The sequence below is a fragment of the Verrucomicrobiota bacterium genome, assembly GCA_016200005.1.
GTDB lineage: Bacteria > Verrucomicrobiota > Verrucomicrobiia > Limisphaerales > PALSA-1396 > PALSA-1396.
In genome coordinates this window covers 87,602-100,345 of record JACQFP010000031.1, presented here as the reverse complement: position 1 = coordinate 100,345, position 12,744 = coordinate 87,602, and the positions used below count along the sequence as shown (strand labels likewise).

13 protein-coding genes are annotated in these 12,744 nt (G+C 59.3%); 3 read left to right on the top strand and 10 right to left on the bottom strand.

The genetic code is table 11. The features are described from left to right. Window positions 1–100: 100 nt before the first annotated feature. The 7 genes from HY298_11585 to HY298_11555 form a co-directional block, all read right to left on the bottom strand. A complete protein-coding gene (locus HY298_11585; protein MBI3850899.1) occupies window positions 101–574 on the bottom strand; it encodes a DUF4440 domain-containing protein in 474 nt (157 codons plus the stop codon). A gap of 205 nt (window positions 575–779) precedes the next feature. Next, window positions 780–1,184, bottom strand: a complete 405-nt coding sequence (locus tag HY298_11580) for a hypothetical protein (protein MBI3850898.1) — start codon at window positions 1,182–1,184, stop codon at window positions 780–782. Next, window positions 1,181–1,759 carry a sigma-70 family RNA polymerase sigma factor gene (locus HY298_11575; protein MBI3850897.1) on the bottom strand — a complete coding sequence of 193 codons (579 nt, stop codon included), beginning with the start codon at window positions 1,757–1,759 and terminating at the stop codon, window positions 1,181–1,183. Before HY298_11575 ends, HY298_11580 begins: the two co-directional genes overlap by 4 nt. Window positions 1,760–1,932: 173 nt before the next feature. After that, the gene (locus tag HY298_11570) at window positions 1,933–2,820 is read right to left on the bottom strand and encodes a hypothetical protein (protein MBI3850896.1); all 888 of its coding nucleotides are present in this window, start codon (window positions 2,818–2,820) and stop codon (window positions 1,933–1,935) included. A 170-nt stretch (window positions 2,821–2,990) separates the two neighbouring features. Next, window positions 2,991–3,407 (bottom strand): HNH endonuclease, encoded by a 417-nt coding sequence (locus tag HY298_11565; protein MBI3850895.1) that lies wholly within the window; start codon window positions 3,405–3,407, stop codon window positions 2,991–2,993. Further along, window positions 3,404–3,751 (bottom strand): hypothetical protein, encoded by a 348-nt coding sequence (locus HY298_11560; protein MBI3850894.1) that lies wholly within the window; start codon window positions 3,749–3,751, stop codon window positions 3,404–3,406. Before HY298_11560 ends, HY298_11565 begins: the two co-directional genes overlap by 4 nt. Before the next feature lie 129 nt (window positions 3,752–3,880). Beyond that, window positions 3,881–6,886: a HEAT repeat domain-containing protein gene (locus HY298_11555; GenBank protein MBI3850893.1), complete on the bottom strand. Its 3,006-nt coding sequence runs from the start codon at window positions 6,884–6,886 to the stop codon at window positions 3,881–3,883. Window positions 6,887–7,008: 122 nt separating this feature from the next. On the opposite strand from HY298_11555, the gene HY298_11550 reads away from it, so the two are divergent. Beyond that, window positions 7,009–7,770: a nucleotidyltransferase family protein gene (locus HY298_11550; protein ID MBI3850892.1), complete on the top strand. Its 762-nt coding sequence runs from the start codon at window positions 7,009–7,011 to the stop codon at window positions 7,768–7,770. A 112-nt stretch (window positions 7,771–7,882) separates the two neighbouring features. Here HY298_11550 and HY298_11545 read toward each other — a convergent pair whose 3' ends face one another. Genes HY298_11545 through HY298_11535 form a run of 3 tightly spaced genes read right to left on the bottom strand, consistent with a single transcriptional unit; the run spans window position 7,883 to window position 11,765 of the window. Then, entirely contained in the window at window positions 7,883–8,710 is an 828-nt protein-coding gene (locus HY298_11545; GenBank protein ID MBI3850891.1) for a type II secretion system protein, read from the bottom strand. Between the two features lie 56 nt (window positions 8,711–8,766). Then, window positions 8,767–9,621 (bottom strand): menaquinone biosynthesis protein, encoded by an 855-nt coding sequence (locus HY298_11540; protein ID MBI3850890.1) that lies wholly within the window; start codon window positions 9,619–9,621, stop codon window positions 8,767–8,769. A gap of 29 nt (window positions 9,622–9,650) precedes the next feature. After that, a complete protein-coding gene (locus HY298_11535) occupies window positions 9,651–11,765 on the bottom strand; it encodes a hypothetical protein (protein MBI3850889.1) in 2,115 nt (704 codons plus the stop codon). 304 nt (window positions 11,766–12,069) lie between these two features. Here HY298_11535 and HY298_11530 point away from each other — a divergent pair, with 304 nt between their 5' ends. Together HY298_11530 and HY298_11525 are read left to right on the top strand one after the other, a co-directional pair. Continuing rightward, window positions 12,070–12,318 (top strand): hypothetical protein, encoded by a 249-nt coding sequence (locus HY298_11530; protein ID MBI3850888.1) that lies wholly within the window; start codon window positions 12,070–12,072, stop codon window positions 12,316–12,318. Window positions 12,319–12,345: 27 nt separating this feature from the next. Then, complete coding sequence (locus HY298_11525; protein ID MBI3850887.1) at window positions 12,346–12,738, top strand: hypothetical protein; 393 nt, start codon at window positions 12,346–12,348, stop codon at window positions 12,736–12,738. Window positions 12,739–12,744 lie beyond the last annotated feature (6 nt).

Genomic DNA, 12,744 nt, shown 5'->3' with positions numbered 1-12,744 from the left:
GTGTCCAGCCGCATCAAAAAGCGAGAGTCGAATAAATTCTCTCGCGATGCCGGAAGAAATTCACGCCAGCGCGCGACCGATCACAAGAGGTGCTTCAAACTTACTTCGCCGCCGCCGGCTGGTTGCTGTCCCAGATGTCGCGATGGATTTTCCATTTCTTCTGTTCGCGTTTCCAGATGACGACGTATTTGCCGGAGTCCAACAATTTGCCACCTTCTCCGATCATGGTGTAGGTGCCGACCTCGTGGGCGGTGTCACCATGCGCTTCCACTTCCAAAGTTTTCAAAGTTCCGTCCTTGACACCGGAGTTGATGACGCCTTGCCAGAGTTTCTGTATGGCTTCCTTGCCACTGACGATGTCGCTGTTCGGTGGAAAAGCCTGCGCGTTGGTGGTGTAAAGCGATGCGACGCCGGCGGAGTCGCCGCGAGCGAACAAAGCCAGAAACTCCTTGTTGCCCGCCTCGATCGCCGCGCGAACGTCGCCGCGTTGAGCGGATGCAATCTGAAGACTGAACAACAATGCGAGGGCCGTAAGACAACTCGGAAGACCGCTGGATTTGAGTTTGGTTTGCATGATCTTTTCCTTTCTGTGATTTGAGGTTGATCCTGTTTCCGGCTTGAATGCTTCTCCGGACGCGCTTGTTCATCGGCAATGATTAAAGCGAACGTGCAGCTTTCATTCAATGCTTTTTGCCCCCATTGCCCTCGGCCGTACTCTCACTTGTCCCGGTTTCTCTGAGGAACGGCTCAACTTCTCCATGCCCGCTCGTGTCGGCTTTTCAGCGATCTTCCCTTTGTGAAGTTCGCCTATCCAGGAAAACGAGTTGCTGCTCTCCGGGTTTCCCGATCAACGCCAGCGAACGATTCGGAAAGAGCGCGAACAGTTCTTCGTCATTGATGAATTTGATATCTGACTTCCCGGCCCGTGCCGTTGGGGGTGCAGTCACCGGCGGATCGGCAGAGGCGATTCTTCCTGTGGGAGATTCTGGAGGGCGGCGAATGTAGATTCCCAATACCAGCAGGAATGGCAGCGATGCCAGAGCGCAAGCACGCCCGACGCGCCGACGCCGACGTTGCCGTCGAATTGCTACCAATCCTTGTTCAAGGGAAGCCTGGCGGAAATCTGACAACTCATCGCCGGCCAGAATTTCTTTCAACAACTGATCCTGTTCAGAACGTTTCATGGGCTTTGAAGTTTGTTCAGCACGCGCGCGCGGAGGTGGCGTCGCAGCCGCAGCAGCCGCGATTCAACCGCTTTCTCCGTCAGACCCGCGAGGGCGGACAGTTCTTTTACCGTTGTTCCGTCAATGTATTTGTCTTCGATCAATCCGCGATCATCCGGTTCGAGTTCATCCAGGCTCTCTTCCAGGACCGTGCGCAAGCGGTCGTTTTCACTGGAGGTTCGCTCATCGGCCAGGCCGCGCCAGCGGAGCGCGAATTTTTCCAGCAACGCCGAATAGCGCTGCTGTTTGCGTCCGGCATCGCGGGCGGCGCTTCGGGCCACCACCTTGAGCCAGCTCCAGAACGCTTCCTCCGATTCAAAAACGCCCACGTAGCGGAGCACACGCAACAAAGTCTGCTGTAGCGCCTCCTGCGCCTCATCGTCCTGCCCGCGCGTGACGACGAGCAGAAATTGGTAAAGCCGGTCGAAATATTGCTCGTGGAACTCTTGAAACGCCGCTTCGTCGCCCGCAGCCAGCCGACGAGTCAAAAGCGCGACGCGGTTGGGCATTAGTTCCGACGTGGAATTGTTTTCCACGGTTTTGGTTCCGGTTAGACGAAGTGCAAGCGACAAATTGGCGGGTGGTGTGGTCACCGGATTCAACGAGGTGGAACTGGGGCAGGCGGCGCTCCCGGCCCCGTCCCGGACTCTTCTGACAGTTGCTGCTTCAAGATCTCGATCCTATGATGCAAATCTTTAACAAGCGGATGTTAATCCGTATATCGTTCGCGCAGTTCGCGAAGCCGGGCTTCAGCATCCCGTAATACTGCGCTGCCACCGCCACCGAAGCCAGACTGACCCGGTAGGGCATTCACCACTTTGCGCGCGACATCAACGGCCTCTCTCGTCCCGGTCACGATGAGGAGATTCGCCCCTCGATGAAACTGATAACTCGGCATTTCCACGGAAGTGCCACGGTGGAGTATCTGCACCGTTTCACGGACAATTTGTTTTAGCTCGTCCAAGCGTTCCGCAATTTCTTTCTCACGATTTTCCTGTGCTTGCTTCGCATCCTGGTTCTCCCGCAGCCACTCGAAGCGCAGCCACTGAAGGTACGGACCGATGTTGAACGCCTCGACCGTGCGAGCAGTTTCCGGTGTCGGCGCCGGTTCGCGCAGGATGAACAGACCTTCGTTGGAAGCGGGTCTGACGATCGCGACGGGCAATCCCGTCGTGGGATCGATCGCGGACGCGCCTGATCCGACGCCCCCGGCTCCCGTAAACTCAAACTTTTCGCCACTTGCCGCACGAATCGCTTCCAACTCCTCTCCTAAAGAATTTCGCGAGCGCAACTTGAGATCTCCAACGTGGAGATTCGCCAGGCCGGGCGACAGCACGATGTTGGCCTTGGGGTATCGCTCGCGCAGCGCGTCCACCACGTTGGCCAAGGTGGCGGTGACTTTCTTCCCTTTCTGAACAAACTGCCCCTCCACAATCTCGAGATCGTATCCCGGTGTTTTGAATTCGGCGGATACGGATGGTTTGTTTGGAGGCGACGGCGGCTTGTCCTCGGCAAGCGCGTGCGGCGGGAGCAAAGCCAGGGCGGCTGCAAGGTTGGCGGCAGTGAGGAAATATCGAAGCAAGGTGTGTGTTCTCATGGCGAAGTTATTTTCCAGAGTTTTGGTTCATGGACTCAGCCACCACACGCCTGTCACCGTTCAAATCCTTCAAAGTTTCTTCAAAAAGCCACGGACTGGTGCAATCCTGCCCGTCACGCCTGCGGCTTGTAAAGCGCTCCGTTCACCCCTCCATCACAAACAAGTGGCGGCTAGCCGGGGTAGCGCCCGGCATTGAGCCAGAGTTGGCGGCGGCGAAGTCGCGCGTGGCTGTTGAATTGCAACAACTCGGCGGTCGCGCGGCCCTGCGGGGTCAGAGGCAGGATGCGGGCACCCTGCAGCCGGAAATGCTCCGCCCAGACATCGTGCCGAGGATGAAACAGCGGGACCAATTTCCCGGTCGTTGGGTCAACTGAAGCGATGTTGGCTCCTTTGCGGCGATTACAGGCAAAGCACGCCAACGCCAGATTGTCGCCAGTTGTGGCTCCGTGGTGTTGCCGCGCGACGATGTGATCCACTTCATGTGGCACGAGCCCATCGCTTTCAGAAAGAAGACAATACTCACAACGCATCGCCGCCTGTTGCCGAACCGCCAGACGAAGGGCTGCCGGAATCGCGGGGCGGCTCACGATGAGGTCTTGACCAGGCGACGCGCGCGCGCTTTGAGCACGGCCATGAAGTTGTCAAGCGCCTCGATCTCGTCCATCTCGGCCTCTTCATCCGGTGTAAGCGTGCCGTCGCGATTCTTGTCGAGCAGTTCGCGCGTGTGCTCCACGAAACGTTCCGAGGGTTGGAAGGCGAGGATTTCATCCGGGCGCGGTTCGCGCGCCAGAAACGAAACCACTTCACGCGCGAGGGTGGTGGCTTCGGACCAGTTACGACGCAAGCCACGCTCAATGATTTCAGCCAGATGTTCGCGCTCCCCTTCGAGGCGTCCTGCCAGATCATCCGGAATTTCGATGGTCACTTGCATGGTCAGAGCGTAACAGATGCGCGCGGCATGGTCAAATACCGTGCTTAATTCACGCCGAGCTGCTCCAGGAACGGTTCGATGGAACTCCGCCGTCCAAGGAATCAGTTTCCGACAACGGTCAAGTGGCGATTACTTGGCGGGTGTCGGATTCAAAATGAACTGGATGAGATTGCGAAAGTCGGCGTCGGGCATTTGCTCCAGACCCTCCGGCATCACTGACATTTCGCTGACGCGCATCGAAGCAACATCTGATTTCGCGATGACATCTTCCTTCGGCCCGGACGAAAGCAGCTTCACCCGCGTGTCCGTGTCTTCCGCGAGCCGGCCGCTGAGAGTGCGCCCGTCCTTGGTCGTTACTTCGACGTTTTCGTAACCCTTGCCGATGACTTGATTGGGATCAATCACATTGGCCAACAGCGCATCGAGAGTGGAACGGCCCACGCCAGTCAAGTCCGGTCCGACGTCCGCGCCTTCGCCGTTCAACTTGTGACAGACGAAGCAAACTTTTTTGGCGACCTCATGTCCCGCGTTCACATCCACGGGTCCTTCAGTGACGATTTTTTTCTTCGCCTCGATCAACTTGAGCTTGTCGATATTCGCTTCGCGGTAACGTCCGATGAATCGCGTCGTGTAATCGTGAACCACGGCGTCTTCGCGATTGAACAGCGCGCGAATGACGGTCACCGGAATGTCGGTCGGCTGAATCACTTTTGTTTCGAGTCCCTTGAAGAATGGCCCCAGCCATTTGCCGCGCGACGACAACACTTCCGCCGCCGCAAACCGCTCGGGGAACGAGTACGTTTGCCAATGCTTGATGATTTGATCGGCCACGTCGTCGCCGTCGATTTCACCAAGCGCCCGAATTGCTTCCGTGACGAGGGTTTCGTTCTTTTCGTTGGCCAGCAATTGAAACATGGCTTCGCGCGCGGCGGAACTTCTGGTTTGTTTCGCGGCGCGGATCGCTTGCAGCCGGTCCTCGACGCTCAGCTTTGGATCACCGACGCGTTGGAGCGTTTCCTTGATGGCGGCAGCGTCGCCCCAGAGTGCGCCGAGTCGTTGCGCACGCTCAACCAGTTCGGGTTTGCCGCTGGCTTTCAGTTTGGCGAGGAACGGTGCGGTGGGAACCGTCGGCACGACGGCCTTGCCGCGCTGACCTTCCAGCAAACCGTCCAGCGCCATCGCCGCCAGCGCGGAGTCTTTGGCTTCCAGCGAACTGACAAAATTGATGGCGAGGTCGAGCAGCTTGGGGTCTTGCGTATCGCAAATGCGGCGGGTGAGCTTGGGCAGAATCTGTTTGCTCACGCTGGCGTATTTTGTGCCGTTGTCGTGCATCCAGACGAAGAGCGGTTGCGGGTCTTTGGCAACTTTGGGTTCGAGCGCCAGCCAGGTCATGAACGGCAGGAGCGGGTCTTCGCCGCAGCCGGGTTGTTCCATGAGGGTCGTGAGAATCGGGAGCACGTTGGCGTTGGTCGCGTCCGCGGGCGGGGGTGAATTCACGGTTAAGCTGCCGGAGACAAATTGCCGCGCAGCGGTCGCCACGGCGAGGCGGACGGCGGGATCACGGTCTTTGGCCAGGGTCATCAGCCGGGCCAGTGCTTTGGTGGAGGCGTCGCCGCGTTCGCCGGTGCCTCTCGCCGTCCACAGGCGAATGGCTGGCTCAGGATCGGCGGCCAGCTTGTCGAGAATGGTGTCATTCAATCGATCAGAACCCAGGAGTGTCCAGAACGCGGCGAGGCGCGCTTCCAACGTTTTGCCTTCGGCGACGAGTTGTTGCAGTGGAGGAACGGCCAGGGGATCGCGTCGCTCGGTCAAGATGCGTTGCGCCATGCGGCGCGACCAGACGTTCCCAAACGTCAAGCCTTCGACCAGTTGCGCGTTGCTCCACTTGGCCATGTTCATGTCCGCGACGCGGCGGCTGGGGACTTTCGCGCCGGGCGTTTTTCCGGTGTAAACCACGCGCCAGATGCGGCCGCGCTCGCGATCCACGCCTTCCGGGTCGGCGTCCGCGTTTTGGTAACACGGATACTTGTCGTACCAATCCATCACCCACAGCGCGCCGTCCGGTCCGACCTGTTCGCTGACAGGACGAAACCAACCGTCGCTCGTAGTGAGAAAATCCTTCTCGGCGGTCGCTTTGAAACTCGAACCGTTCTGCGTCAGATGATCGTGGTTGATAGCGTTCTGGTGAATGTTGCCCATGAAGACTTCCCCGCGCCACTCCGCCGGGTATTCATCGCCCTGATAAATCTGCACGCCCGCGTAGGCAGCCATGTGGTGTTTGTGTTCCACAATCGACTTCAGAAGTTCGTAGCCGTAAGGATTGGGCGGCGAACCGCTTTGCCGAGCGTAAAGCCCGCCCGCCGCCATGTGAAAAAGATGATCGATGACGCACGCACTGACAAAGGCGTTGCCGTAGCGGTCAAAATCCACGCCCCACGGATTGCTGGTGCCATCGGCGAAGACTTCAAATTTTTTCGTGCGCGGATGAATTCGGGCGACGGCGGCGTTGACTTCAACACCCGGTTCGCTGGCTTCCGGGATCTTGACTTTGGAGCGGGTGAACACTCCGTGCGTTAAATAGAGCCAGCCGTCCGGCCCCCAGGTGAAACTGTTCAACAACTCGTGTCGATCCTCCATGCCGAAACCGGTCAGTAGCTTCGTCCGCTTGTCGGCGACATCATCGCCGTTCGTGTCTTCGAGAAACAACAAGTCCGGTGCCTGGCCGACAAACACGCCGCCGTAACCAAGTTGAATGCCGGTCGCGAGATTCAGTCCATCGGCGAAGATGGTGACTTTGTCGGCGCGACCGTCGTTATCGGTGTCTTCCAGAATCTTGATGCGATCGCGCGGTTTGGCGCCGGGTCGCGCGCCCAGCGGATACTCGAACAGTTCCACCACCCACAATCGACCGCGCTCGTCCCAGGTCATCGCGACGGGGTTGATGACGTCCGGTTCGGCGGCGAAAAGGCGCACTTCAAAACCGTCCGGCACGACAAATTTCTTTTGCGCTTCCGCGGGAGAAAGTGCCGGCGTGCCGGCGGGGGCGTGTTCGCCTGTGAGTTGCTTGCCCGCGGCTGGGGCACGGTTGATGGAGAGAAGCGCGATGGAAAGGAATAAGAGTAAGCGGAGGTTCATTTGTCGAATGTCGTGAATTAAGAAAGGATTTGTTGCCCGGGTCAACTTCCTTTTAGCGGACCCAGCGTTTCAGCGCGAATTTATTTCTGTTTTCCCGGCGAATCCGGCAATGTTCTGCGCCAGTGAAAGCTGTCATTCTCGCCGCCGGCAAAGGCACGCGCATGAAAGAACTTACCGATGAGCTGCCCAAGCCGATGCTCAAAGTTTTGGGCCGGCCCATTCTCGAACACATCATCGAGGGTATCCTGAGCGCGGGAATTCGCGACATCTTCATCGTCACGGGGTTCCGGGCAGAGGTGGTCGAGCACCATTTTGGTGATGGCAGCAATTGGGGCGCGCGCATCGAGTACGGTCGTCAAGAAATACAGGATGGCACCGGCAAAGCGCCGGAGCTGGCGAAAGTATTCGTCGGTGCGTCGCCGTTTCTGCTGACTTACGGCGACATTGTCGTAAAGCCGGAGACGTATCAACGCATGGTGCGCCGGTACAATGAGGATTATTTTTCCGGCGTCATCACCGTGACGGCGGGTGAGGACGTGACGAAAGGTGGATTGAATTTCTTTGACGACAAGTTTTGCCTGAAGCGGCTCGTGGAAAAACCAAGCCCGGCGCAGTTGGAGCAGTTGCGCCGCGAAGGCTGGCTCAAGCCAGGCGAGCCGGTCTGGTACAACGCCGGCATTTACATTTTCAAACCGTCACTCTTCGAGTTTACCACCCGGCTCCAGAAATCTCCGCGCGGTGAATATGAACTGACCGATGCCATCAGCGGATTGGTGGCGGCGCATCACCGCATCGCCGGATTGGAAATCCAGGGGCGTTGGGTGGACGTGCGCGATCCGGAAGTGCTGGCGGCGCTTCAGAAGGAGTCGCAGCCGATGACGTGAGGATGCGGATTCAGCAGGCTCGTCTCGTTAGAAACTCCGCCTCATTACTTCGGCGGCTACGAAGGCCTGCTCGCCAATCGCTTTTGCCGGCTGCGACTGCCTGAACAGCCTGCTACGGATCGTTGCGCGCTTCCTCGGCGGCGTTCACTGTCCAGGAACCGGCGTTTGAATTGTCGTTGTTCCAGCGGCGGTGCCAGAGTTCATTCTTCGGGTCGATCACTTCCTTGCGAAACGCGGCCTCGGAGTGCCCGTCACAAAACATCAGCACGGTGCGGCGATTGTGTCGGTTTGAAGGCCACTCCGACGGCGTCGTGGGATCTATGTTCGCGTCGAACGAGCCACGGGCGGGTTTGGAGCTGCTGCCATCACCGGGTTTGCTGTCGGCCAGCATGATCATTTGCACCGGCTTCAAGACTTGCGATTCTTTGACTTCCGGCCAGGTGTCCACATCGCCGCCCAGGCCCTTATCGGAGAACGCGAAGAACGCGCCCCAATCGTTGTAGCCCATGGAAAACAGCGCCGTCTCGCTGATGCCCCAAGGATCCCTGCCCCCGCCAGTTGGATATGGCGCGCCCAATGTCTTATTGAGATTCGTATCCCACCAACTGTCGGGCCGCGCAGTCGGACATGAGAACACGGCTCGATTGGTGCCAAGCTGGGTAAAGAGTCTCAACGGCCAGACATACCGGAAGCCGCCCTGGGCGAAGAGTGTGCCTGGATATTTCCCGTATTCCTGGACGTACATCACGGTGGCGATGCCCAGTTGGCGCATGTTGTTGAGACAGGCCGTTTGCTTGGCTTTGGTCCTGGCTTTGGCAAGTGCCGGCAACAACAGCCCCGCCAGAATCGCGATGATGGCGATGACCACCAGCAGCTCGATCAACGTGAACGCAATGGCGCCGTTTTTCGATTCTTGGTTTTTCTGCGCTGCCTGATTCATCGGGTACGGTAGGGATGATGCCGGTGACGACTCGCCATTGCAATCCAATGCCTCCGTCAGGCGACAAACCTCGGTTCGTAAATGGTGTTGTCGGTATGTTTTCGCAAAAGCTCCGTAAACTTCGCCAAGCCCCGTTTTTCGTCGGCGCCGAGATGATAATGGATGTGCCAGCCAAGATAATCCTTGCGAAATTCATAATCGTATTCCGAACGCTCATGAATGATGGCATCCAGCGTGTCCAGACCAAAGTCCTTCGCTTCGCGCAATTGCCGTCGCAACGTGGCGTTCTCAATGCCCCGCCGCAACGCCCAGACCGCATAGACAAACGGAAGGCGGGTCAATTCCGACCAGGCCGCGCCCAGGTCCCAGATTTCGTGTTCATGGGCCGCGCGTAAAAAATCCAGCGCCGGATCACCGATCAACAACGCATAGTCCGGCATGGCGGCAATCTCATAACTGGCCAATGGCCTGAACTCGGGACGCAATCCGCGTTCGGCCAGCAACACCCGCAACAGTTGCACGCTCGTGAGCGAAGCCGTGTCGCAAAAAATCTCCCGTGCCTCTTCAAGCGGTTTTCGGTGCGCGAGCAAAACGCTTTTGACTTCGCCGAGCGACGCCACGGCGATGCCATCCAGTACGTCGTAGGCGTCGTTCAACAACACCTCCGTCACGCTGACAAGTGCCGCGTCCAGTTCATGGGCGCGCAACAGCTCCGCCAGCTTCGAGGGCGTGGCAAAAGTCACTTCGCTCTCCAATCCGCGCGTCAAAGGCACGGCGTTCAGATACCGCACCGAGCCGACGCGGAACGGCGCGAGCGATTGTTCAAGGTTGTATTCGCGCTGGGTGGTTGCCGCACGGTGCTCGTGCTCCAGACGCCGCGCCAGTTCCTCCGCCGTTTCGCGCGCGGCCATACGGAGTCTGGGTGGGTCGTTAGAAGAATTCATGCGCGGTGCAGGGAGCTTCGGCGCAAGGCGCCGTCCAGTTCATCCACGACCGATTTGACCAGCGCCAGTATGAACGTGAGCGATCCGGCGCCGGGGCGGATCTGTTTGGGAGCATTCATGCCGTTGTGCAAGATCTCATTCGTCAGCAGCAGCATCAGTTCGGGCTGGCAACTCGTTTTGCTAAAGTTCAACAATCGGTCAACCGAACCCGAATTCACCGATTCCTCAAGCTGGGCGCAATTGCGATCAAAGCCGGCCGCGAGGTCTGCGAAACGAAGTTTGGGCGCGCGATGCCCTGGCGGCACCAGCGCCAGCCATGACTGCAACAGAAACGGCACGGCGAATGCAAACTCCTTGTCCGAAAGCAATTCCACCGTGAGTTCGTCGGCGTGACTGATCAACGGCGAGCCGCTGTCATAAAGCGCCTCCTCGGCTTCGGCCGCTGTGTCGAAGGCGGCCATCGCGGCGTCCAGCCGTCGGGCCGCCTCTTCGACGCTGAATGGCGTGGCGGGCAATGGGGGCGCCGGCGGGAGACTCGGATTCGGTTCGAGCTCGTCGTCAAAGTCCGCACCGTCCATCAACTCCTCCTCCTTCGGCGTGTCCGGCAGCGGCGGACGCCACGGCGGCGGATCGAAAATGATTTCCTCCGCGCCAAGTTCGCGCAGCAGCCAGTTGATGTCGTCGGTGCGCCCCGTGCTCAGGTTGCGTTCGTCGTGCATGCGGACGCGCTGTTTGAGCAGTCGGATCAGGCGCGGACGCAAAGCCGGTTCGCGCGCGGCTTCGCGCGGCGTCCGGTTGTCCAACGCGGGAATGGAGTCGTCCAGGAACGCGCGGTCGGCGGCGCGCATCAGTTCGTTTTCGGTCTCCTCGCGAGACAAACCAGGCGGAGGCGGTGGGATGCGTGAGGAAGCCAGTAGAATTTTTTGCGGCTCCTCAAGCAGCCGCGGTGGAACGAGCGATTCATTCACCGTTGGTTCTTTGGCGGCCAGGCCCGCGCCGAGGTCGTCGAGGCGCTCACCCGTGAGTCGGACGCGTTCGCCGAGGCATTGCTCGAACTGCCGCCGCAATTCCGCGAAGCGCTCGCCGCCGAACGCTTCCAGCCGCCAGTGGGCCTGGCCGAGCAACACGCGCCCCAGCAGCGCGCGCCCGCCCGGCGGCACCGCTTGTTTCACCGCCACCAAATCCGTGAACCACACGCGCGCTTCGGCGAATCCCTCCTGACGTTCCACCTCGGAGAGTTGGTCCGTCTCCACTTCGGGCACGTCGTCCAAACGCTGGCGGCATTCGGCAAAGGACGATTGAAGAGCGTAAACCGCCTTGCCATATCGGGCGTCCATTCCGGCGAACATCTTCATCCGGCGCAGCCGCGCGGTGGCTTGCAGCGCATCGTCGAAACGCACGAGGTTTTCCGCCAGCCACCGGCGCATTTCTTCCGCGCCGGTCGGGCCGCCCAGATGCCGGACGATTTCGGTCACGACTTCCTCGGCTGAGAACTGGGCCAGCTCGGGGAGCAGCACCGCCGTGCCGCTCAACCGCCAGAAGTGCGGCAGCGGATAAATCCACGTCAGCGCGCTGGCGAACCGCACCGCGACGCCGGCCAGACTGCGGTCTTGAAACGTCATCGCCGGCGCGCCGGGCGCGAGCAAATCCACGGCCTCCACGCGTTCGCCGTCCAGCACGCGATGAATTTCCAGCAAAGCGAGGCGCGTCTGCATTTTCGCGCGCAGCAGAACGCGCTCGTCATTCTTCAGGCCGGAAAAACCGGCTTTCTCCCAGCGTTGAGCGGTCGTCAAACCGTCCGGGCCGCCTGCAAAGAACAATTGCCATTCGTAAAACGCGTGCAAGGCGTGCGGGTTTGGATCATGACGCGCTGCCTGGATGGCTTTTTCCATCGTCGCGCGACTGGGGGCGTGCTCGATCAGCCGGTCCATGCATTTGTGATCCAACTCACCTTCGAGTTCGAGGAATTGGGAGTAATTGGCCGGCGCGAAAGGATTGTGCACGCAATCCGCCGGGCAGACGTAACGGCTCTGGCGGTTCTCGCCGCACTCGCCGGAGGAAATCTCGCGCCCGACCGCCGGGCAGGCGCGCTTCTTGGAAACCTTGCTCATCGTTAATACTCAAAATGCCAGCACCGACGAAAAAGAGTAAGCATTTTTTCGAGCCTACTTGCTCGTCGTGCCGGATTTGGCAGCGTCGTCCGAACACATGAGGATTCAATTGCTGTTGGCGTTGGAGCGGTGATGGAATGTTGCGTCGCGCCAGCGGCGATGCCGAAACTGACGCGGCCATGCGGAGTATGAAGGCAAGCCCCGGCGAGAAAGTTGAATTGAGCCGCTTGACGTTGGTGGGAATTCCCACCACAGTTGTGCCATGCCAAGCGCGACACTCGAACGCAAGAAACCGGGCGGCGGCATCACCATTGTCGAACACTACGACGTGGCTGCCGACGCGAAGAAGCGCATCAGCCTGCGCAGTGCCACGACGAAGTATTTTCATGTCAAAGCCCTCTCCAACGGCTGTTACCTGCTGGAACCGCGCGTGCTCGTGCCGCCGCAGGCCATCTCTGCCCGCACGCGCAAAATGCTCCACAAATCCGTGGCCCACCTGAAGAAAGGCCTCGCCTCGCCGCCCATCGATCTCATGCCGTTTCTCGACAGTTAAGGGGACGCCGTGGCCTTTCACATTCGCATGGGTGTGCCGGAGATGGAGGCGCATTGGAACGACCTCTCGACCCGGAAACTTCAGGGTAAGTTGAGCCGGGACGAAGAAAAGTTTTTCAAGAAGCTCGCCAAGGCGCTAGGATTTTTAAGCCAGAACCCGCGCCATCCTGGACTGGCCTCGCACGAGATTGACGACCTGACGCGCAAATACCGCATCAAGATTTTCCAGTCCTATCTGGAGAACCGGACGCCGGCAGCCGGGCTTTTGTTTTGGGCGTATGGGCCGGAGCAGGGCGACATCACTGTTCTCGCCATTGAGCCACACCCGGAAGATCAGAAGCGCGGCGCTTATCAGCGCATCAAGTTGTCCGCCCTGCCGGCCCGACGGCCGAAGTCGGCAGAAGGGAAGGAATCAGGCTAACGTTGG